The sequence below is a fragment of the Paenibacillus sabuli genome (genome assembly GCF_014705605.1).
Lineage (GTDB): Bacteria > Bacillota > Bacilli > Paenibacillales > Paenibacillaceae > Paenibacillus_D > Paenibacillus_D sabuli.
On record NZ_JACXIZ010000013.1, the window covers coordinates 33,564 to 54,104 of the forward strand.

The window sequence follows — 20,541 nt, forward strand, 5'->3', positions numbered from 1 at the left end:
CGCCTCCTCAAATCGAATTAACGTTCGCGCAGACTGGCCGTGAGCCAGCTCCAGGCCCGCCCCAGCGTACGCTCCAGGTTCGACACGCGATCAGCGTCGATATACGGATCGGCGTGGCGCAGATAATCGGTATGGCCGCCCAGCAGGGGAATCGCTTCGATATGACCCGGCGCGTGCTTGAGCGGCTGCCAGCGCGGCATGCGGGAGCGCCCCTCCTGCGACCAGCCGCCCCACGAGCCGAGGCGCGTAACGGGGTCGGTCCGACGCCCGGATGCGTCGACCGCGTACAGATAGCAGACGTGGGCGGCCAGCGCGCGGGAAACCGGGACGCGCGGCGAGCCGATCTGCACGACCCGTATGTCGGAGAGCCCGGATGCAGTCCGTAAAAGATCGGCTGCGTGGCAAGCCGCAGCTCCGCCGCCGCTATGTCCGATCAGCACGAGCGGACTGTCGCCGCCTGACGACTCTCCTACGATCTGTGCGATGTGTCTGCCGCCGCGACGGGCCGCAAGGACATCGCGCAGCACCTCCGGCGCTTGCAGCAACACGCTGCGCCGATCGTCGCCATAAGGGTAGAGCACCCGTATGTCGGGCGTCCAGCCAGCGCTCTGGCTCAGCTGCTCGAGACGCTGTCGGCAGACAACGAAAAAACTCTCCCGCGTCGCAATGCCCGCCAGCAAGTAGATGCGCATGTCCGAGGGACACCTGTCTCAGAGCGCAGGCGGCGAGAAGGAACGCTTGGCAAATTCTTCGTCCAGCGTAAAGAATGCATTACTGTCTTTTTCAATCCGTTTGAGCTTGTTGATGATCGAATCAAACAGCGCTTCTTCCTCGACTTGCTCGTCGATGAACCATTTCAAAAACTGAATGGTGGCGTGCTCCCGTTCGTTCATCGCCAAGTCGGAGAGCTGATAAATTTTTTGCGTGACCTCGAGCTCGTGGCGGTAGCCTTGCTCGTAGACGTCGAGCACGGACTTGTATGTGTTGTTGGGCGTCTCCATCCCCTGGATAGTGACGCGCTTGCCGCGATTGTTCAGGAACTGGTAGATTTTCATGGCGTGAAACCGTTCTTCCTCCGCCTGTACGATAAAAAAGTTGGCGAAGCCGTCCAGGCTCTCGCCGGATAAATAGGCCGCCATCGCCATATAAACCTGCGCCGAATAAAATTCATGATTCAATTGATCGTTTAACGCTTTGTGCATTGCATCATTCATGAGAATACCACCTTTCATGGGCTATGAACCTTATGCCGATTTTATCTATCATATACCATCGCACAGTGCGCAATCAAATCCCATGCTTGCTAGGCGCAACCCAGTAAGGTTAAAATCTGGAGTAAGACGGACAGAAAGGGCGAGTCGTTCATTATGTTCAACCGAAATCGACTGCATGCGGACATTTCCGATACGGTAATCGGAGAAGGTTCGCTTTTTGAAGGAACCTTGAACAGCGCCGCCGGCATGCGCATCGACGGCCAGGTCGTCGGCGACATCGAATGCGCGGGCGATCTGCTGATCGGCGTGAGCGGTAGCGTCCGCTCCAGGATTACCGCGCGCAACGTCACGGTAAGAGGCCGGGTTGCCGGCAGTATCTCGGCGCAAGGCAAGCTGACGATCGCCGCCAGCGGCCGCATCTACGGCGATCTTACAACGAGCGTACTCACCATCGAGGAAGGAGCGATCATCGAAGGCGAATGCCTCGTGCGCCGCCCGCACGAGCAGGCTCAGGCCGCGACGCTCGGCCCATTCGACCTGCCGCTCGGCGGCAAGGCGCCTCCCTCCTGAGCGTACCTAGCGGCTGTGCGCGCGAATAAACGCCACCTGCTTGCGAAAATGCCCTTCGCTCGTATGGTGGCCGTTAAACGGATAGACGTGCAGCTCCCTTGGCGCCTCCAGCCGATTATACACGGCAAAGATGGTCTCCGGCATGCAGATCGGGTCCTTGAGACTGACGGTCACCATCACGGGCGCCTCCAGCCGTCCGCCCAGATTGAGCAGATCGAAGTAGCTTAAGGTGCGCAGCACTTGCTGCAGTTTGTCCGGATGCTTGACGACAAAGGCAGCCGCCTCGGTCAGCGAGCCCTGCGAATGATAAATGCCGTAATCCATATGACACATGTTCGGCACGTCCGCGATGATCGAGCGCGGAATATTCGACAGGGCGCCGACGATCAGCGCCAGACCGCCGCCCTGACTGCCGCCAACAGCGTGGATGGCGTCCGGGTTCACCTCCGGCTGCTCGGCCGCCCACTGCACGGCGCGAACCGCATCGACGGTGATGGCGCGATAATAGCTCGCGTGCGGGTCGAGCAGTCCCTGGGTGATCCATCCCTTTGTCATGCCGAATGTTTGCGCCAACAGGTTGCCGGTTTCGCCGCTCTGCCCGCGCACGTCGATGGCGAATACGGCATAGCCCTGAAGCAGCCACTGCGCGTAACTTTCGGGCAGGCTCTTGCTCCCGTGATAGCCGTGGTAGAGCACGACGCAGGTCCGGCCCTCCGGCGGCGCCTCGCCGAATGCGGGCAGCAGGTACCAGCCGTTGATCGGCGTATCGTCATAGCCGCGATAGGCGACATGCCAGACGTCCACATACGGCGAGAACGACTCCGCCTTCGCGCGCTCTGCCGCGAGCGGCCGGACGGAGGCTTCGGCAAGGGTCCGCTGCCAGAAGGCGTCCAGGTCCTCGGGCGTCGTTTGCGGCGTATAATACTGATGCAGTTCCTCCAACCTTTTATCGATAAAACTCACCAAGCTCCAGTCCTTTCCTTGGATCTCTTTTCCGTTTCACGATAAAAGGTTTTCCTGTGTTTGTAAAGCGCTAACGCCCAAGATTTTTCCACAAATCGTAAAAAAAATAGAGCTCCTCCAAAATCGCCTGATCGTCTTTGGCCACCACGCCGCCGCGAACCCGGGCGAGGGTGCCGCTGATTTCCAAAATGTTTTCGCGCTCTACGCTGAATTGTACGCGGTTGACGATCTTATGCCACGCCCGCTCTGCATAATCGGCGCTTTTCCCCGCTTCCTTCCACTGCTTGTGCTGCACCTCCTGCTCCAGCTGACGCATCCGCGCCTCGAGCCGATCCTCCTGCCCCAACGGCTGCTTCAATACATTGCCGCCCACCATCGTCAACACCATGATCAATACGATGGCAATGGGCACGATCCATAGCAACAGACTTCGCTTTCGATTCGGCGTACCTCGCATCAGAACGGCCCCCTATAGTCGCTCACGTCGGTTTCGCGCGTGACGTTGTCGTTGAACAAATCGAGGTAAAGCGTTTCGTCGGGCATAATGGCCGCAAAAGCGACCTGCTTGATGCCGCCCGGACAACGCTTTTTGATTTCTTTTTTGAGCCAGCCCAGCGACTTTCCGCGCTGCGACAGGTTCTGATGCAGGACTCGGCCGTCCACGACAACCTCGGTCATCATGCCCGTCTCCTGCGGCGGCAGCTTCATATCCTTGCGCGACACGCTCTGGTAGTCCGAGGCGAGCAAAACGGACAGGCTCCCGTCCGTCTCAAGGATGCCGTACCGGACCTGCGTTATATCAAAAACACTTTTTTGACGCAGCATGACCATAAGCTCGTCGTATTTGATGCGCATTTTACTCAGACTATGCTCCAGTATTTTGCCGTCCTGCACAACGATGGTCGGCTCCGAATCGATCACCTTGGAAGCATAGCGGCTCTTCACGGTTACGAATTGAAAAACAATGGTAATCGCCACAAACGACGTCAGCCCGATAAAATGCACCCATCCTTTGGACGAGAGATCCGTCGCCAGCGTGCCCGAAATCGAGCCGATCGTAATGCCGTTGATGTAGTCAAAATAGGAGAGGTTGCCCATCTGCTGCTTGCCAAGCAGCCTCGTGTAAATGAGCAACGTAAAAAACGAAATGATCGAGCGCACAATGACGACGAGCGTTTCCTCCATCATAGTCCGCATGCCCCCTTGCCTCCAGATGTGCTTTTACTATGCGGCCGGCAAAGCTATTTTATGCGGAGGCTGGACAATCTGCATCATTTTGGATTTCCAAGAATAGGATTTCATTGAGGATGTGAACAAGCCGCGGAGGGTGAAACGGATATGCGCAAAACGCTTTCAATTCTGCAAATCGCCGCTACTTATATCGGGACGGTCATCGGCGCCGGCTTTGCATCGGGCCTGTCGATCCTGCAGTTTTTCACCAGCTTCGGCGCATACGGCACGGTCGGCATCGCAATCAGCACCTTGCTCTTCATGTGGATCGGTATGAAAATGATGCTGCTCGCCCATCGTATTCGGGCGTTCTCGTATCAGCAATTCAACACATACTTGTTCGGTTCATTTTTTGGACGCCTGGCCAATATGATTAGCTTCGGCATTCTGTTCGGCGTGACTGCGGTCATGCTGTCCGGAGCGGGCTCGATTGCCCAGCAGCAGCTAGGCCTCTCCTATCAGCTCGGGATTCTGTGCAGCCTCGTCCTGATCTACCTGACGATGAAGCGCGAGCTCGGCGGCGTGCTCGCGATCAATTCCTTCGTGATGCCGCTGATGCTGTGCTTCACAGCAATTGTCGCCTATTATTTCGGGGATCCCGAGGCGCTGTTCGCGCTCAGCGTCTGGCAGCGGGAGCAAGCGGCGGGCTTGTCCTGGCTGCTCCATGCCCTCGCATACGCCGCGTTGAACTTCGTGACCTTGCAGGCGGTGCTCGTGCCGCTCGGCTCGGAGGCGAAGAGCGAGTCCGTCATCAAGTGGGGGGCGCTCTGGGGAGGGATCGGGCTCGGATTCATGCTGCTCGTCTCGCATGCCGCCATGCAGCAGCTGATGCCGGACATCCTGCGCTACCCCATTCCGATGGGCGAGGTCATCCGGCATCTGGCCGGCTGGCTGCATCTGCTCTTCGTGCTGGTGATCTACGGCGAGATCTTCACGACGCTCATCGGCAACGTCTTCGGCATGACCCGGCAGCTGCAGAGCGTCACCAAGCTGCCGCGCGAACCGATCGTGCTCGGCCTGCTGGGATTGGCGTATGTGCTGGGGCAGGTCGGATTCGAGCCGCTGCTCGCCAGTCTATATACAGTATTCGGCTATATCGGCATCTGGCTCGTCGCGCTGCTGGCGATCAAGCGTCTGCCGAGGCCTCGGGAATGATCTGCTTCACGCGTCCGACCTGGCCGTCCGCGAGGCGGACCTTGATGCCGTGCGGATGGTTGGCCGACTTGGTGAGCAAGTCCTTGACGACGCCTCTGGTCAGCTTGCCCGTCCGCTGATCCTGCTTCAATACGATATCTACGGTCTGTCCCGGCACGATGGCCGAGCGATTTTTTCCGTCCATGCTTGGTCTCCTTTTTGGTTCGTTCTCCCCCTTATGATAAGATGGATGGGATGGAAAGTAAAACCGATTGATCAAGGAGGCCGACACCGTGGCGAATCAGACAGGAAAAATCGTACAGCAATCGTTGCAGGTCCTGTTGAAGGACGGAACCTTTCTGCCTAGCTTGAAGGATGAGCAGCGCAAGCAGGCGTTCACCTCCCTGGCCGCTATTCTTTCGACGCCCAACAAGGTCAACAAGGCCTTTTTGCGCGTCGCGCTGACCAGCGGCAATGTCGTGCGCATTCCCGCATACCGCATTCAGCACAACGATACACTGGGGCCGTACAAGGGCGGCATCCGGTTTCATGAATCCGTCAACGAAGAGGAAGTAACCAATCTTGCGACGCTGATGACGCTCAAAAATGCGCTGCACGAGGTGCCCTTTGGCGGCGCCAAGGGCGGCGTCGTGCTGAATCCGCGGCAATTCGAAATACGCGAGCTGCACTCCATCTGCGAGAAATACGTGCGCTATTTTGCCGACAACCTCGGACCGGACAAGGATATTCCCGCCCCCGACGTCGGCACCGGCGAGCGCGAGATGGACTGGATGATGGCGGAATACAAGAGCATCAACCCGGGCAAGCCGTACCGCGGCAGCTTCACCGGAAAAAGCGTCATGAACGGCGGCTCGCTCGGCCGGCGCGAGGCGACCGGCCGAGGCGTCTATTTCACGCTCCGTTATTTGCTGTCCGACTTCCTCAAGGAGCAGCGCAACTGGCTCTCCGGCAGCGACCATGCATTTGCGCAGACGGCCTTCGCCCATGCGGACCGCCCGCTCAAAATCGCCGTGCAAGGCTTCGGCAATGTCGGGTCCGTCGCCGCGCTCGAGGCGTATCATTGCAAGTTCCTGCAAAACAAAGTCGTCGCCGTCAGCGACCGCAACAAAACGCTCTATCAGGAGGACGGACTCGACGTGCCGACGCTGGCCGATTATGTCGCGCGCAACAAGGGCGATCTGCCGACCACGCAGGAGGAGCTGGAGCAGGCGGGCATCAAGGCCCGGATTCTCGGCCGCGACGACGTGCTCTACCTCGATGTCGACGTGCTGATGCTGGCCGCGCTGGAGGATCAGATTCACAAGGAAAATATGGAAAGGGTGCAGGCTCGCATTCTCGTAGAGGGCGCCAACGCCCCCATAACGGCAGAGGCCGACGCCCATCTCAGTGAGCAGGGCGCTATCGTGATCCCCGACATTCTCGCCAATGCAGGCGGCGTTATCGTCTCTTATTTCGAATGGCTGCAAGGTCGCGAGACTCAGTTTTATAGCGAGGAAGAGGTCTTTAATCTGTTATACGGCAAGATGAAAAAGACGCTGAATGCCATTTTCCCGCTCTATTTTGCCGAGCCGCATACGCTTCGCGAGACCTGCTACATCCACTCGGTCATGAAGCTCTCCACCAACCTGTATATTCAGGGTAAGCTCTATTAAAAGGAAAGAAAAGCCGCCGGCTGCGCCGGCGGCTTTTTGAATCAACGCGTCAGGTAATCGGAAATGCCGGCGGCGATTGCCGCGGCAGCCTTGCTGCGATAACTCTCGGTGCGAACGGTCGCCTCGTCGCCGGCGTTGCTCAGGAAGCCGAGCTCGACCAGCACCGCGGGGCGGCTGTTCTCGCGGAGCACGTGATAATCGCCGAAGGCAATCCCGTTGCTCTTGAGGCCGATGCCGCCGGCGAGCCGGCTCTCGACAGCATGGGCGAGTTTTTTGTCCCGGTCGCCGTAATAGAAGGTCAGCGTGCCGGACGCCTGGGATGGCGAGGAATTATAATGAATGCTCACAAAGACATCCGCCCCCGTCGATCGGCTCATGGCCGCACGTTCGGATAGCTCCGGCTTGTCCGAATTGGAGACGCGGGTCAAGACTACTTCCGCGCCCATGCCGCTCAGCTTGTCCTTCAGCAGCAGCGCAGTCTGCAGATTAATCTCCTTCTCGACCGTGTCGTAGGTCGTCCCGATCATGCCGGGATCGCGGCCGCCGTGTCCCGGATCAACGACGATCACCTTGCCGCTCAGTTCGCCCGTCTTCACTGCAGCCTGCCGCTGACCGGCGGCCGCGACATATTCGAGCGCCACCCAGCCGGTGGACGAGCCGGCGCTGATCTTGACCCAGCCGGAGCCGCGCTCCAGCTCTTGCACCTCGTCACCGGCGTACACCACTGTGACGATCTCGCGATCGGTGCCCGGCCCCTGTCGTACGCGCAGCGCGCTGGCAGTCACGACCAGTTTGCCGCCGCTCTGCGGTGCGGATTTCACCGTAGCCGCGGCAGTGCCTGTGCCGGTCGCTTCTTTCTCGCTCGGCTTCAGGTAATACCCGGCGACCCAGCCGCTATTGCCGCCCGTCTTCACCTTATACCAGCCATGCGCCTCCTCGGCCACTGCCACCACCGAACCGCTCTTGAGCGATCCGATAATGTCGGCGTCCCGGGCCGGCTCGCTGCGAACGTTCAGCGAATCTGCGTACACCTTATAGAAGCCCTTGCCTTCGGCCCAGGCTGCTCCCCCGGGGCTCGCAACGAGCGTGCACAGCAGCAGACACACCAGAGAAAGTAGCAGTCGTTTCGGCATTGCCATCCCTCACGTTTCCAATGTTATGTATGGATCTTCAGACAGTCTCCAACTTCTATTAGCACGAATCCAGGCATCTGAATCAGTAGAGGAAGTATTTTTTATACTAGCAAGTCGGGCAAAGTTTTTTCAATAGGAACACCGTCCCTATTCCTCGCAGCCAGGCACTGCAGAAGAGATGCAGATCAGCCGATATATGGAATAGTGACACAAAACGGGAAGGCAAGGTGGGAGGATATGAACATGCGCTGGTTCACCGACTATGAGGAGGAGATCAAGATGGCCCTGGAGCTGGCCCGCGAAGCGGTGAAGGCGTATCCGTCTTCGCTGCGCGAGACGGCCGAAACGATGCTGCGCCGCGCCGATCCGCGGCACAACCGGTCGAATTATGTGGCCTACTTGCTGCCGCTTTGGTTGGCCAAGGATGAGCGCCATGCAGCAGCCGCGATACGGCTGGCTGGTGCGCATTTTTTGGCAGCGCTTCACTTTGGTCTGGTAGACGATATGATGGACGAGCCGCCGGCCGTCTGGTCCGGAGAGCGCCGTCAGCTCCTGCTGCTCAGTCAACTGCTGCAAGAATCATTTAAAGCCGAGTACCGTCGGCACTTCTCTTCCGACTCTGTGGTCTGGGAGGACCTGGGTAGATATACCTCCGAGTGGGCGGTCGCTGCGCTGAACGAGCGGGCCCGAATCGCCGATCCGCGCAACGTGAGGCAGCTTGCGGCCAAGGCCGCCCCCGTCAAGCTGGGCGCATCGGCGCTGCTGGAGCTGCGGGGCGAGCCCGAGCAGCGCACCGCGGCGGAGCGCGCGGTCGAGCTGACGCTGGCTACGCTGCAGCTCGCCGACGACTGGGCGGATTGGCAGGACGACCTCACCCAGCCGGAGGGAAACGCCTTCCTGAGCCTGGTGCGCGAACATCTGCCGCTGCAAGACCAGGAGGCCCCTTGGGATGCGCGGCTGGTCAAGCGCGCCGTCTATCACTACGGCGCGCTTGATGGGTTGAGCCGAATTGCAGACGACTTGTGCGCCCGGCTGTCCCCCTTGACCGGCGTCTCCCCCATGTTGATCGCATACCAGCGCTCCATCTGCGACGGCATTCGCCGGGATGCGCGCGCGGCCCGTGCGGAATCTGATCGCTTAGTCTTAGGTGGATTTCATTATCATTTACATAATTTTCTTAAAAAATAGAGACTTTAGAATCACTAACATGGTATGATAGAAATGTAATTAATCCTATTCGCGAAATGGAGTGAGCGATGTGCCAATGGAAACGCTCAGAGCGCAAATCATCAAAAAGGCTTGGACCGACGCCGCCTTCAAGCAGCAATTGTTGAGCGACCCGAAAAAAGCGCTGAAGGACGAGTTTGACGTCGATGTCCCCGCTGCCTACACGGTGACAACCGTAGAGGAGACGCCGACGCACTATTACCTCGTCATTCCGCCGAATCCCGAGGATGTCGCCAACAGCAACCTAAGCCCGAACGCGGTCTGGTAAGTCCTTCGCCTCTTCACGGGCAACGGGGAAGCGCACAATCATTTCCGTCCCTTCCCCTTTGCGACTGTGAACTTCAATGATCCCCTGCATCAGTTCGATGATGCGGAACGTGACCATCAGGCCCAGGCCCGTTCCCTTCGTCTTGGTGGAGAAGTACGGCTCGCCCAGACGTGCCAGCTGCTCCTCCGTCATCCCCTCGCCGTTGTCCCGAATATGAATGGTTACCTTCCCTTGATCCTCGTACGCCCATATGTCAATCACGCCGTCGGTACGGAAGGCCTCGATGCTGTTTTTGATCATATTGATCAGCGCTTGCTTGAATTTCGTGGCATTGCCGTAAAAGGAAAGGTGCTCGGGCACATTGATGTTCAGCGCACCGCCCTCCATTGTCGCAAGCGGCGCCAGCATTCCCTCGATCTGCTTCATTTCCTCGGCCAAACTGAGCAAACGCATCTCATCCAGCTCCGGCTTCGCAAACGTCAGGAAGTCGGTGATGATGCCCGCCGCCCGGTCCAGTTCATCGACAGCCATGTGCAAATACCTTTGATGCTGCTCGTCCGTTCGCTCGCCAAGCAATTGCAAAAAACCCCTTGTCACCTGTAGCGGATTGCGCACCTCATGCGCCACCGAAGCAGCCAGGTCGCTGATGATTTTCATTTTTTCAGTGCGCTGCAGCTTGTGATTGAACAGCTCCAGCTCCTTGGAGTAAGCGATCAGCTTGGCATGATCATACGAGATGCGTCTGGCCAGCACGATGACCAGCGATAAAATGAACGCAACAAGGCCGAACTTCCACAAAACCAACTCATAACGCATCGAGTGCATGTAAAACAGAGCCAAATCGACAATTCCCGACAAGGCCAAAAGACCCATTCCACTGGAAAAAATAACAGCATCGCGGTGTCCCTTGACGGCGTGGCGAATCGACAACCCGATAATGGAGAGCAGCAGCGTCAAGGCCAATACGCCCAGCACAATGACTGTAAAGAAATAATAGACGCCAAAAAAGCGATCTCGAGTCAACAAATTAAGCGCCATTAAAATATAACAAAACACGGAGTAACCCGTAACGAAGCTCAAAAAGCGGTTGAAAAGCGGGTACTGGCGACCGAGCACCTGATTGGCGTAATAGCCGAGTGCCGGAAAAAGCGCAAACAAGGCCAAGTCGAAAAAGATTAACAGCACGCTGCCGTAATTGTGAAAATACAGGTAAAGCAGTGGCGTGTGCGCGGTCATCAGCACGCCGGTCGCCAAAACGAATAGGCCGAGCGACACCCAGAAGCCGAAATAGCGGCGCGGCAAATAACCCGAGCAAACCAACATAATTAGCGCAAAAAAAATCATGGAAATGCCCATCAATAGATTCGGCAGTTCCCGTGTAACATAGCGTGCGTTGAGCGCGCTGTAGTCGCCGATTTGAATGGCGCTGGTCAGTCCGACCCGTTCGCTCAGCGTCTCGATGCGGATATAGATTTCGGTGCCGAATTCGGCCGTATTGAGCGGCAGCAGCAGCTTATTGCGGTCATAGGCGTAGTCGCGCTCATAATGATAGAGCAGCCGCCCTTCATTGTACACGGACAGCCGATGTCCGTAGAGCCGCTCGACCAGCAGCCCCGGTCGCTCCCAGCGCGTCAGATCGGGCAGCGAGAAGCGAATCCACATCCCCTGGCTGCCGTGGCGGGTCTTGGTGATCGGCTCGTCCAGGTCGACTTTTGTCCAAGCTGCGCTAGGGGAGGGCCATTCACGGCTTGCCGGATCGTCCGGATCGATCCAGTACATCTCCCATGACTTCAGCGCCACATTGCCGGCTGCGCCTGCAGCCGCATTGACCGGATTCGCCAGTACGCCCAGTGTCCAGGCGCCGACGAGCACGAACAGCAGGGTCAAGCGGCTTATTGCCCTCATATATACACCTCATGGATCGGAATTCTTGGCCATTCCTTCATGCTGTATCAATTCGACAGCGGCCGACTCGTCTCCTTGTTTGGCGATGAATAATCTTATCATCCGCCGACCTCCGCCTCGCTCCATGCCCACAGTCGCTCGGCGGCGTTGCGATCGGCGGCTTTCCCTTTTAACGGGATCGCTTGCTTTTTCTCGAAATAGGCACCGCTCACCGCCGCGACTTCGGCTGCGGTCGCCAGATGAATCGCGGTCGCCGCCCCCTGCTCCGGCGTCAGGAAAAACGGCTTCAGCAGCCGGTGTACGCCGCGTCCGAAGCCGGTGTCGCGGTTCACCCCGATGCTCGTGGAGACCGCTCCCGGATGCAGGCTATTGACCGTGACGCGGCTGCCCTCCAGCCGTTCGGCCAGCGCAAGCCCAAACAAAATATTGGCTAGCTTCGACTGCGCATACCCTTTGGCCACATTGAAGCCGCGCGTCAGATGCGGATCCTCGAAATGAATGCGGCCCGCCTTGTATGCGCCCGAGGCGACGATCACGATACGTCCCTGCTCGGCTCGTTGCAGCGGCTCCAGCAGCAGATTGGTGAGCAGAAAATGACCCAGATGATTCACGCCGATCATTTTCTCGAATCCGTCCGTCGTCTCCTCGCGCCGCAGCGAGACAATCCCGGCATTGTTGATCAGCACATCCAGCTTCGCATACTCTGCCCTGAAGGCGGCTGCGCAAGCCCGAACCGAATCCAGCGAGCCGAGGTCGCACGTCATCAGCGCAATCGTCTCCGATCCGCTCAGCCGCTTGGCCTCGCGCAATGCCTCCCGGCCCCTCGACTCGCTGCGGCACAGCATGACAACGCGCGCGCCCTGCCGGGCCAATTCGACCACGGTCGCCAATCCCATCCCGGCATTCGCCCCGGTCACCGCCACTACCTTATCCCTCATCCAGCTATCGCCTCCCTTGTCTCTCCATCATAGTACGCGGCGAAGCGGAGCACAATGTCAATTACAACCCGATGAGCAGCGGGGCCGTCATTCCGCGCAGCGTCTTGATCACGCTCATCGCGACAATATAGCCGGTCTTGGGGTTCTCCTTAGAGGGCGTGTTCGCAATATGCAGTCGGATGCTGCCGAAATGTCCGTGCGCCTCGATCTCGTGCGTATTGTGTTCAATCGTCGGATCGGCGAATACTCGGACCTGCGTGCGATCCATGCCGATGCCGGCCAAGCTGAGCGCTGCCGAGACATTTACACTTTCCGGAAAAAGCCGCGCTGCCTCGCGCGCCGGACCTTCAAAGGCGCAGTAGGACTCGGCCAGCGTCGCCAAATCGACCTCTTGCTCCACCCGTGTCCCGTACCAGGCGCGGGGGGGCTTGCGCGTCGTGAGCGTGACACGCTCCATCTGTCCGACGCTGCCGGCCGCAATGCGGTCCAGCCCTCCGATCGCCGCTGACGGCACGACGAGCCGGCTGCCGGCTGCAAGCGCCGCCCTGGTGAAATGCTCCAGCAGTTCGTCCTCCGCGAGCGCCCCGACGCTGACCACGACCAGATCCGCACCCGAGGCGAGCACCTCCGCTCCGCATGTCCGCAGCGCGGCATGTCCGGCGCATTCGACCACGACATCCGGCTGGCAAGCGAGAAATTCGGCCATGCTGTCCGTAAGCGGCAGCTCCGCCTCTTCGGTGCTCTTGTACTTGGAGATGTCACGCACCAGCACTGCCGTCAGAGCAGCGCGTCCTGCCTCTTCGCGCCTCAGTGCGCGCACCACATCCGCCCCGACCGTACCGTAGCCGATGACGCCCACTCGGAGCGCCTCCTGCCCAATCTTTGTATCCATGCTCGAATCGCCTCCATCGCTAACTGTTATGTCATGTATCATAACAAAAAAAATGTACTTGGTATACCATAAACCAATATCCTGTGTTATACTGAACGAAAGGTTCAGAGGAGGAATGCTCAGTGCCAACCGTTACGTATCAAACTTCCGGAAAAGTCATCGAAGTGCCGGACGATGCCAACCTGCTGCGCACCTCGATTCGCCACGAAGGGGACGTGCCCTTCAAGTGCGGCGGCGGGCTATGCGGAACATGCAAGGTGCGCATAGTCGAAGGGGGGCAGCACCTGAGCAAGATTATGAAAAAAGAGGTGGCCAGGCTCGGTCAGGACAAGCTCGACGAAGGGTATCGACTCGCCTGCCAGACTTTTGTCGGCGGCGACGTGACGATTGCCTGGGGCGAGGAGGATCTGGGTCGCCTGAACAAAATTGCGCAGCGCCGCATCGACGCGGCAAGCCGCTAAGAAGGCAAGGCCGAAAGAGCGGCGCAGCGCCAAGCTGGTGCAAATGATCCGGCGGTGAACGATAGACCATTTCTTCCGTTGTGATGCGACTCGATCCGAAACCATTCGAATCAGGCAGGCTCTCGAAATGAGAGCCTGCCTGACTTTTTGCGCTTATTTCAACTGCCGATCCCAATTCCACCGTGCAGCCTCATATTTATTCCATCACATCGACTTGACAATTTTGTTGTCCTCATCCTGATCCAGCTCGTAGATTTCCTTTTCAATATCCGCGATGGAATCGAATTTGGGAAATACCTTGAGCGGAATGCTATTGTCCGGGAATACCTCGGCTACGCCTTGGATAAGGATGCGGGCATCAAGCGACTTGATGCGGCAAATGGAAAACGTCGATTTTTTTTTGCCGAAAAAATAATACGCATATTCCGCCACCTTCTCCAGGTTCGGATGGTCGGTTACCGTGCGGTAGCGCTCGGTTGTCGTCGTCAGGACATATTCGCTCATATCAGCAAGCCTCCATTCCATTAAGACGCAGGTTACTGCAGGTTATAGGTTACTGCAGGGCATTTCCATTTTATCACAGGGCATTGCGAGGTTATTCCTGCCGGATTTCCAAATGATCGGTAATATATAGCTGGCAAGCAAGGCGGCAGCCCTGCTCCAGTTTTTCGCCCAGCATTTTGGTTTCCTTCCAATTCGGCTCCGGCAGCCGCTCGCCGCCGGCGAGCACTTTCACGGTGCATTTTGTGCATTTCCCCATGCCGCAGCCGTACTTGAGATGCGGAAATTTTTTGATGCCGGCCAAGACCACCAGATTGCTTCCGGAGACGACCTCCTGCTCGTACACCTGGCCGTTCTGATGCAATATGATATTCGGCATAAGGAGCCTCCCTTCTTGAGCGCACTCGGACCTTCATGGCCGGACAGCGCGCGCCGAAAGCGGGCTGCCTATTCCTTGTCGAGCGCTTCGAGAAACGCTTTTTTGGCGTTCTCGACATGAATCTTGGTGAGATTCTCCGCCAGCTCCGCCTCGCCGTCCCGGACGGCGCGCGCCTGATCGCGGTGTTCCTCCATCGCCTTGCGCATCCGTCCCGGCAGCTCGTAGCCCAGATAAACAAACGCCCGGATGTACTCGGACAGTCCGTCCAGCATCGAGGTCAGCCGCGGACTGCCAGAAGCGCGGTTGATGACGTCGTTGACCTTGAAGTGGAATTTCCAGTGCTCCTCCTTCAATGTCGGCTCGGACAATGCGCTGTCGATCTCGGCGACAATCGCATCCAGCTCCTCGCGGTGCGTATCGTTCGCCTTGTGCGCCGCCAGCTTGGTCGCCAGACTCTCCAGCGCGGAGAGGATGGTGAAGATCTCGATGACCTCCTCCGGCGACAGCTTGGAGACGACGACGCCGCGACGCGGCAGCGTCTTCACGAAGCCCTGCGATTCCAGTCGGAACAGCGCCTCCCGGATCGGCGTGCGGCTGACGTTCAATTGATCGGCCAGCTCCCGCTCGATGATGCGGTCGCCGGATTTGTAAATGCCTTGCACAATGGCCTGCTTGATGTATTGATACACCTTGTCCCGTATCGGGGTGAGCTCCTCGTCCTTCCATACTACTGGCGTATCCGGCATCTGGTATACCCTCCGATTGTCGTTTACCTTAGTGTAATCCAAATGCCGTGCCTTTTACAACATCACCTTCCAGAGTCGCCCAACCTCTAAACTTATGGTGAAAACCGAACGCCTCGGTGCCCGAAATGCGTTGTCGGACCCTCTATTTCTTGATGTCTGCGTCGGTCATGACGTCGTAGCCTTCGCCCAGATGCGTCTGCAGCGCGCGCAGGGCGGCCGTGCCGACCGCCGTGTCCTGGGCGCCGTTGCCGCCGCTGATGCCGATCCCGCCGACTACCTCGCCGTTCACGACGATCGGGAAACCGCCGACAAATATCGCGAACTTGCCCGGCAGCATCGCATGGATGCCGAATGCCTCGCCCGTCGTGCTGGCAGGGCCGCCCGGCTGGTTGAACAGATGCGTCGAGCGCTTGTGGCCGCTGGCGGTGAACGCCTTGGCGATGGCGATCTCCGGACCGGTGATGCGCCCGCCGTCCATCCGCTCCATAGCAATCACATATCCGCCGTCGTCGACGACACAGATTGACTCCAGCGCGCCCGCCTCTGCCGAAGCAAGCTTCGCCGCCTCGATCATGACCTTGGCTTCCTCCAGCTCCAGCTTCATGACTGATTTCATGGGTACCTCCTACTTGGCGACGGAGCCGTTCATTCCTCCAGCAGCCGCACGCCGTGATAGATCGTTTTTTCCTGCAGATAGAAGTCGAGCGCCGCACGCCCGGACTCGCGATAGGTGGCCGTCCCGGATTGCTTCCATCCCCCGAACGGCGCGTTGACGGCATTGCCGGTCGTCGGCCGATTCACCTTGACCACCCCGGCATGTACATGATCGATGAAGTAGTGCATGGCGTCCGCCTCGCGGGTGCAGATCGCCGCGGACAGGCCGTATTCCACGTCGTTGGCGCATTGCAGCGCCTCCTGCAGACTGCCGATGCGCAGGACCGCGATGACGGGGCCAAAAATCTCCTCCCGGGCAATGCGCATCGACGGCTCGACCTCGGTGAAGATGGCCGGACGGACGTAGTAGCCCTGCGCCAGCGCGCCTTGCTCCAGACGCTCGCCGCCGTATACGAGCCGTGCGCCTTCGTCCTGACCGACCGCGATATATTCAAGCACCTGCTCGAGCTGGCCGCGGTTGGCGAGCGGGCCGATCTCGGTCGTCGGGACGAGCCCGCTGCCGATGGACAGCGCGCGCGTCCTGGCGACGAGCCGCTCCACGAAGGCATCGTGCGCCTCGTCCATGACCAGCACGCGGCTTGTGCCGGTGCAAGCTTGGCCGGTCAGCTCGAAGCCGCCCTTGACGGCCAGCTCGGCCGCCTGATCGAGATCGGCATCGGCCAGCACGATCAGCGGATTTTTGCCGCCCAGCTCGAGCTGCAGACGCGTCGCCAGCCGGGCGCCGCGCTTGATCTGCTCGCCTGCGCCGGTCGAGCCGGTGAAGGTGATCGCCCGGACGGCCGGATGCGAGACCAGCACACCGCCGATCCTGGAGGAGGAGCCGGTGACGAAGTTCAGAACGCCGGCCGGCAAGCCCGCGCTGTGCAGCGCCTCGGCGAGCCGCATCGCGATCAGCGGCGTATCCGAGGCCGGCTTGAAGACGACGGTGTTGCCGGTCGCCAGCGCCGGAGCAATCTTGCGTGCCGGGATCGAGATCGGGAAGTTCCAGGGCGTGATGACGCTGACGACGCCGAGCGGCTCGCGCTTCGTGTACACGAAGGCGGCCGGATCGTCGCTCGGCAGCGTGGCTCCCGCGACATTGAGTCCCTCGGAAGCATAATAGCGCAGCGTCTGCGCCGAGCGCAGCACCTCCATGCGGCTCGCGCCGAGCGGCTTGCCTTCCTCGCGCGTGAGCTCCTCCGCGTACGGCTCCGCATTCGCCTCCAGCAGGTCGGCCGCCTTGTAAAGGATGGCCGCCCGCCGGCTCGGCGCGGTGCGTCGCCAGCCGGGGGCCGCGCGCTGCGCCGCTTCGATGGCCCGGATCGCATCCGCCTCTTCCATCGCCGGGAAGCGCGCGACGACCTCCCCGGAGACGGCGGGATTGCGGGTCGTGAAGGTCTGGCCGCCCGCGGCCTCGACCCACTCGCCGTCGATCAGATTCAGGCCGGCGTAGATTGCGGTTTCGGTATGCATCGTCACTCCACGAACTCGCGGGAGATTGCCGCGATGTACATGCGGCGCATCGCCGTCGCTTCCTCGACGATCTTGATGCAGCGCTGCTGCTCCTCGACTGTGCGGGCGTATTCCAGGACGATCTGATAGCCGCGCTCGCCATGAATCTCATCCGAGACGATATGCAGATCGAAGAATTCGACTTCCTCGTCGGTGAAGCCGTATTTCTCCCGCAGCGTCGGCGTCTGCCGGCGGTAGATTGACGGCACCTGCGATTCGAGACCGACGACGAGCGCCGCCGTCGCATACAGGAAATTCTCCTTGAAGGCCATGCGATAGCACCAGGACTGCAGGCCGATCGTCTCCGGCAGCAGATGCTGCATCGAGACGACGCGCTCGCGCGTCGTGCCGCACGCTTCGCCGAAGCGGATCAGCAGATCGGTGTGACGGTCGCCGCCCAGCTCCTCCTCCCACATGTTCTGCAGCAGGAAGTCGCGCGCATCCTCGTGCGGACAATTGGCATACACATAAGCGAGATATTCTGCGAACGGACCGACATAGGCGTAATGCTGCTCCACCCAGCGCGCGAAATGATCCTTCTTGAGCGCGCCCTCCGCCCACATCGTCGTAAAAGGCGCCTTGGCGACCGCGTTGCCTTCAATCGCCTGCTCCAGCGCTTTGCGGAACTCCTCTTTGTTCATCAGCTTCGGTTCGGTTGCCGTCGTCGTCATGGTGAACTCTCCCTTCGGGAATGTAGTGGTATACTCTTCCGCTCACTTTGGTATATTGTATACCAAAATGAATATGCTTTATTATGACCCGCCCTGGGCGGCTTTGTCAACCTGCATTTTTGAGCACCAGCAGCAGCACCATCGCCATCGTCAGATAGGCTGCCGTAAACGGCAGGTTCCAGTTGGAAACCTTGTACGCGCTGCGGCGAATCAGCCCCGCCATCATATTGGCCGTGGCATTGTACGGCCCGACGAGGAAGCCCGCCGCCGCCCCGGTCAGCATCGCGATCGCCGCCAGCTCCGGCGATACCCCGAGCGCATGCGGATCGAGCGCGCCGGCCGTCAGCGCCAGCGCCACCGCCGGCTGCATGCCGAGGAAGGCGAGCGCCACCGGGATCAGCGGCACGAGCAGCAAAAACAGATCGCCCCCGACCGTCGCCTTGACCGCGCCGAGCGCCGCCGTGATCGCCGTCCCGCCATCTGTCGCCTCGATGGCCGAGATCATGAATCCGGCGCTGAGAAACATAAAAAATTGATCCTTCATCTGCAGCATATGAGCCGGCAGCTTGGCGCGAGCCGCCGCCAGGAAGGCGCGGCCCTGCCCGAGCAGCAGCGACCAGACATACGCGTATGGCAGCACGGCAAGCGTTACAATCAGTAAAAATCCGATATGCGCCGAGCTCTCCAGCAGCGAAATCATGCCGTTGAAAATAAGCACTGCCAGTACAATTTGCAGCGGATGGCTGCCTGCCTTGGCCGGCGTCGGCTCCTCCACTGCCAGTGTGCCGGGGTCGACCGCGGCCCCGGCGGCCAGCTCGGCGGAATGCCGATGAGCCGCAGCCAGCGAGACAGGCGCCTGCGTGGCCGACGGTTCGCGGCGGCCAGCTCCTCCGTCCGCCGCGATAGCAGTATCGCGTTGCTTGCGCCGACGCTTGGCGATCCAATGCGCCATTAGACAGTCTACGGCAAGACAGAGCAGGCTGAAGGGGATCAGCACAGGGAGCAGATGCAGCCATTTGACGCCGGTCATCTCGACGACGATGCCGACGATTGGCGTGACCGGCGTCCACAGCGTCGGCAGGCTGAAGCCGTGCGTGATCGAACGGCTGAGGAAGCGCTCCTTCTGCGCGATCGGATAGAGATCCACCGAGGGCCGCATCGTGTGGTACATCATCGGCATTGCCGCCAGGTTCATAAAGGAGCTCGAAACGAAGGTCAGCAGCGACGTAATCGAATAGAGCAACCCGGAGTACTTGACACGGCGCTCAATCATGGCCTGCACGCGCAGCGCATAGCGACCCAGCTCGATCGGAATCGCGATCAGCGGAATCAGCGCGAACAGGCTGAGTACATTGAGCATGCGGCCGAAACTGAGCGGATAGCTCGTCCATTCGGCGTCATGCGCGGCCAGCAGCGCTAAGCCGATGGCGAGCATAACGCTGCCCAGCACGCGTACGAGCGGCTTGACGCCGCGGAGCAACAAGGCCACCAGCATGATGCTGAGCAGCGAGGTCAGCCATTGCAAAGGCGCCGCCGGGTACAACGCCGTGCTTAGATGGGCCGCGATTGCCGCCAGCATGATGCCGGAGAGCGCGCGCTTCATGAATCCAGCACATCCCGCACCGCCTGCGCCAGTCGCTGCAGCGCGGTGCGCACGAGCCGTTCGCCGAGCTCGCGGCTCGCACGAGTCGCATCGCCGATGCAGCCGTTTGCCGTCATCTCTTCATAATAATAGAAGCCTTGCAGAGGATTGCCCGGCCGCAGCCTCGACCACCTGCCCGGCGGCTGTATAGCGCCAGGCTCCAACTGCGCCTCGCGCACCAGCTCCGGCGCCAGATACAGCGCCTCGGACACCTCGCGCTCGCAGCTGTGGCCGTACGGCTTGGACGCGATCGACTCATCCATCACATCTTTGGCTGCGGCGGTCGTTTTGGCGTAGTAGAATTCCACGCCCAGCTCGCGCGTCAGCTTGTCCGCCGCGACGCCGAGCGTCGCCTGGTTGCCGCCGTGCGCGTTGAGCACGAGAAATTTGGAAATGCCGTGTCCTTGCAGCGAACGCAGCATATCGCGCAGCACCGCGATCAACGTGTCCGGCTCAAGCGAGATCGTGCCGGGAAAATGGAGATGATGCGAAGACACCCCCATCGACACAGTCGGGGTCAGCAGCGCCAGCGGATGCAGCTCGGCCACGAGCAGACGCCCCATCCGTTCGGCGAGGACGGCGTCGCAGCTCTCTGTCATGTGCGGCCCGTGCTGCTCGTGCGCGCCCAGCGGAATGACCGCGAGCCGCACGGTCTCCAGCGCCTCTTTTACTTCGGGCCAGGTCATTTCGGTCAGCACATAGCCTTGCCCCATCAGCACCACCAGCTTTCCTATACATTAAGGTTTATTGTATACCATCACAAAAAAATCAAATTTACACGCCGCTTCACGGTTGTTTTTTGTGCCTGATCGGTTATATTTACTGTAG

General features: G+C 59.6%; 24 protein-coding genes. 6 read left to right on the forward strand and 18 right to left on the reverse strand.

The window, feature by feature from the left end; translation table 11 throughout:
• Positions 1–17: 17 nt before the first annotated feature.
• Both IDH44_RS06975 and IDH44_RS06980 read right to left on the reverse strand, forming a co-directional pair.
• Positions 18–692 carry a hypothetical protein gene (locus tag IDH44_RS06975; protein WP_190916045.1) on the reverse strand — a complete coding sequence of 225 codons (675 nt, stop codon included), beginning with the start codon at positions 690–692 and terminating at the stop codon, positions 18–20.
• A gap of 18 nt (positions 693–710) precedes the next feature.
• Positions 711–1,214 carry a ferritin gene (locus IDH44_RS06980; RefSeq protein WP_190916047.1) on the reverse strand — a complete coding sequence of 168 codons (504 nt, stop codon included), beginning with the start codon at positions 1,212–1,214 and terminating at the stop codon, positions 711–713.
• A 153-nt stretch (positions 1,215–1,367) separates the two neighbouring features.
• Between IDH44_RS06980 and IDH44_RS06985 the strand changes: the two genes are divergently transcribed.
• Positions 1,368–1,784 (forward strand): bactofilin family protein, encoded by a 417-nt coding sequence (locus IDH44_RS06985; RefSeq protein WP_190916049.1) that lies wholly within the window; start codon positions 1,368–1,370, stop codon positions 1,782–1,784.
• A gap of 6 nt (positions 1,785–1,790) precedes the next feature.
• Here IDH44_RS06985 and IDH44_RS06990 read toward each other — a convergent pair whose 3' ends face one another.
• From IDH44_RS06990 to IDH44_RS07000, 3 genes are all read right to left on the reverse strand, one after another.
• Positions 1,791–2,747 carry an acetylxylan esterase gene (locus IDH44_RS06990; protein WP_190916051.1) on the reverse strand — a complete coding sequence of 319 codons (957 nt, stop codon included), beginning with the start codon at positions 2,745–2,747 and terminating at the stop codon, positions 1,791–1,793.
• Positions 2,748–2,817: 70 nt separating this feature from the next.
• Positions 2,818–3,204 (reverse strand): DUF4363 family protein, encoded by a 387-nt coding sequence (locus IDH44_RS06995; protein WP_190916053.1) that lies wholly within the window; start codon positions 3,202–3,204, stop codon positions 2,818–2,820.
• Positions 3,204–3,944 carry a DUF421 domain-containing protein gene (locus tag IDH44_RS07000; RefSeq protein ID WP_223869451.1) on the reverse strand — a complete coding sequence of 247 codons (741 nt, stop codon included), beginning with the start codon at positions 3,942–3,944 and terminating at the stop codon, positions 3,204–3,206. Before IDH44_RS07000 ends, IDH44_RS06995 begins: the two co-directional genes overlap by 1 nt.
• A gap of 141 nt (positions 3,945–4,085) precedes the next feature.
• Here IDH44_RS07000 and IDH44_RS07005 point away from each other — a divergent pair, with 141 nt between their 5' ends.
• Entirely contained in the window at positions 4,086–5,132 is a 1,047-nt protein-coding gene (locus IDH44_RS07005) for a YkvI family membrane protein (RefSeq protein WP_190916055.1), read from the forward strand.
• On the opposite strand, the gene IDH44_RS07010 is transcribed toward IDH44_RS07005, so the two are convergent.
• The gene (locus tag IDH44_RS07010) at positions 5,104–5,316 is read right to left on the reverse strand and encodes a YwbE family protein (RefSeq protein WP_190916057.1); all 213 of its coding nucleotides are present in this window, start codon (positions 5,314–5,316) and stop codon (positions 5,104–5,106) included. The two genes, IDH44_RS07005 and IDH44_RS07010, sit on opposite strands and share 29 nt — an antisense overlap.
• A gap of 88 nt (positions 5,317–5,404) precedes the next feature.
• On the opposite strand from IDH44_RS07010, the gene IDH44_RS07015 reads away from it, so the two are divergent.
• Positions 5,405–6,784, forward strand: coding sequence for a Glu/Leu/Phe/Val family dehydrogenase (locus IDH44_RS07015; RefSeq protein ID WP_190916059.1), 1,380 nt, complete (start codon positions 5,405–5,407; stop codon positions 6,782–6,784).
• A 41-nt stretch (positions 6,785–6,825) separates the two neighbouring features.
• Here IDH44_RS07015 and IDH44_RS07020 read toward each other — a convergent pair whose 3' ends face one another.
• Positions 6,826–7,917, reverse strand: a complete 1,092-nt coding sequence (locus tag IDH44_RS07020; protein ID WP_190916061.1) for an N-acetylmuramoyl-L-alanine amidase — start codon at positions 7,915–7,917, stop codon at positions 6,826–6,828.
• 243 nt (positions 7,918–8,160) lie between these two features.
• Here IDH44_RS07020 and IDH44_RS07025 point away from each other — a divergent pair, with 243 nt between their 5' ends.
• Both IDH44_RS07025 and IDH44_RS07030 read left to right on the forward strand, forming a co-directional pair.
• The gene (locus tag IDH44_RS07025; RefSeq protein WP_190916063.1) at positions 8,161–9,105 is read left to right on the forward strand and encodes a hypothetical protein; all 945 of its coding nucleotides are present in this window, start codon (positions 8,161–8,163) and stop codon (positions 9,103–9,105) included.
• Between the two features lie 76 nt (positions 9,106–9,181).
• Positions 9,182–9,412, forward strand: a complete 231-nt coding sequence (locus tag IDH44_RS07030) for an NHLP leader peptide family RiPP precursor (protein ID WP_190916065.1) — start codon at positions 9,182–9,184, stop codon at positions 9,410–9,412.
• On the opposite strand, the gene IDH44_RS07035 is transcribed toward IDH44_RS07030, so the two are convergent.
• The 3 genes from IDH44_RS07035 to IDH44_RS07045 all read right to left on the reverse strand — a co-directional run bounded on the left by IDH44_RS07035 (position 9,389) and on the right by IDH44_RS07045 (position 13,147).
• Positions 9,389–11,317: a sensor histidine kinase gene (locus IDH44_RS07035; RefSeq protein WP_190916067.1), complete on the reverse strand. Its 1,929-nt coding sequence runs from the start codon at positions 11,315–11,317 to the stop codon at positions 9,389–9,391. The two genes, IDH44_RS07030 and IDH44_RS07035, sit on opposite strands and share 24 nt — an antisense overlap.
• Positions 11,318–11,415: 98 nt before the next feature.
• Positions 11,416–12,255 carry an SDR family oxidoreductase gene (locus tag IDH44_RS07040; protein ID WP_190916069.1) on the reverse strand — a complete coding sequence of 280 codons (840 nt, stop codon included), beginning with the start codon at positions 12,253–12,255 and terminating at the stop codon, positions 11,416–11,418.
• A 61-nt stretch (positions 12,256–12,316) separates the two neighbouring features.
• Positions 12,317–13,147 (reverse strand): aspartate dehydrogenase, encoded by an 831-nt coding sequence (locus tag IDH44_RS07045; protein ID WP_190916071.1) that lies wholly within the window; start codon positions 13,145–13,147, stop codon positions 12,317–12,319.
• A 122-nt stretch (positions 13,148–13,269) separates the two neighbouring features.
• On the opposite strand from IDH44_RS07045, the gene IDH44_RS07050 reads away from it, so the two are divergent.
• The gene (locus IDH44_RS07050; RefSeq protein WP_190916073.1) at positions 13,270–13,608 is read left to right on the forward strand and encodes a 2Fe-2S iron-sulfur cluster-binding protein; all 339 of its coding nucleotides are present in this window, start codon (positions 13,270–13,272) and stop codon (positions 13,606–13,608) included.
• Positions 13,609–13,812: 204 nt separating this feature from the next.
• On the opposite strand, the gene IDH44_RS07055 is transcribed toward IDH44_RS07050, so the two are convergent.
• From IDH44_RS07055 to IDH44_RS07090, 8 genes are all read right to left on the reverse strand, one after another.
• Positions 13,813–14,112, reverse strand: coding sequence for a hypothetical protein (locus IDH44_RS07055; RefSeq protein ID WP_190916075.1), 300 nt, complete (start codon positions 14,110–14,112; stop codon positions 13,813–13,815).
• 91 nt (positions 14,113–14,203) lie between these two features.
• Positions 14,204–14,488, reverse strand: coding sequence for a 2Fe-2S iron-sulfur cluster-binding protein (locus IDH44_RS07060; RefSeq protein WP_190916077.1), 285 nt, complete (start codon positions 14,486–14,488; stop codon positions 14,204–14,206).
• 68 nt (positions 14,489–14,556) lie between these two features.
• On the reverse strand, positions 14,557–15,234 hold the full coding sequence (locus tag IDH44_RS07065) for a GntR family transcriptional regulator (protein ID WP_190916079.1): 678 nt from the start codon (positions 15,232–15,234) through the stop codon (positions 14,557–14,559).
• 142 nt (positions 15,235–15,376) lie between these two features.
• Complete coding sequence (locus IDH44_RS07070; protein WP_190916081.1) at positions 15,377–15,850, reverse strand: GlcG/HbpS family heme-binding protein; 474 nt, start codon at positions 15,848–15,850, stop codon at positions 15,377–15,379.
• 29 nt (positions 15,851–15,879) lie between these two features.
• A complete protein-coding gene (locus IDH44_RS07075) occupies positions 15,880–17,361 on the reverse strand; it encodes an aldehyde dehydrogenase family protein (RefSeq protein WP_190916083.1) in 1,482 nt (493 codons plus the stop codon).
• A gap of 2 nt (positions 17,362–17,363) precedes the next feature.
• A complete protein-coding gene (locus tag IDH44_RS07080) occupies positions 17,364–18,071 on the reverse strand; it encodes a TenA family transcriptional regulator (protein ID WP_190916085.1) in 708 nt (235 codons plus the stop codon).
• Between the two features lie 106 nt (positions 18,072–18,177).
• On the reverse strand, positions 18,178–19,674 hold the full coding sequence (locus IDH44_RS07085; RefSeq protein WP_190916088.1) for a hypothetical protein: 1,497 nt from the start codon (positions 19,672–19,674) through the stop codon (positions 18,178–18,180).
• Positions 19,671–20,426: a creatininase family protein gene (locus IDH44_RS07090; RefSeq protein ID WP_190916350.1), complete on the reverse strand. Its 756-nt coding sequence runs from the start codon at positions 20,424–20,426 to the stop codon at positions 19,671–19,673. Before IDH44_RS07090 ends, IDH44_RS07085 begins: the two co-directional genes overlap by 4 nt.
• Between the last annotated feature and the right edge of the window lie 115 nt (positions 20,427–20,541).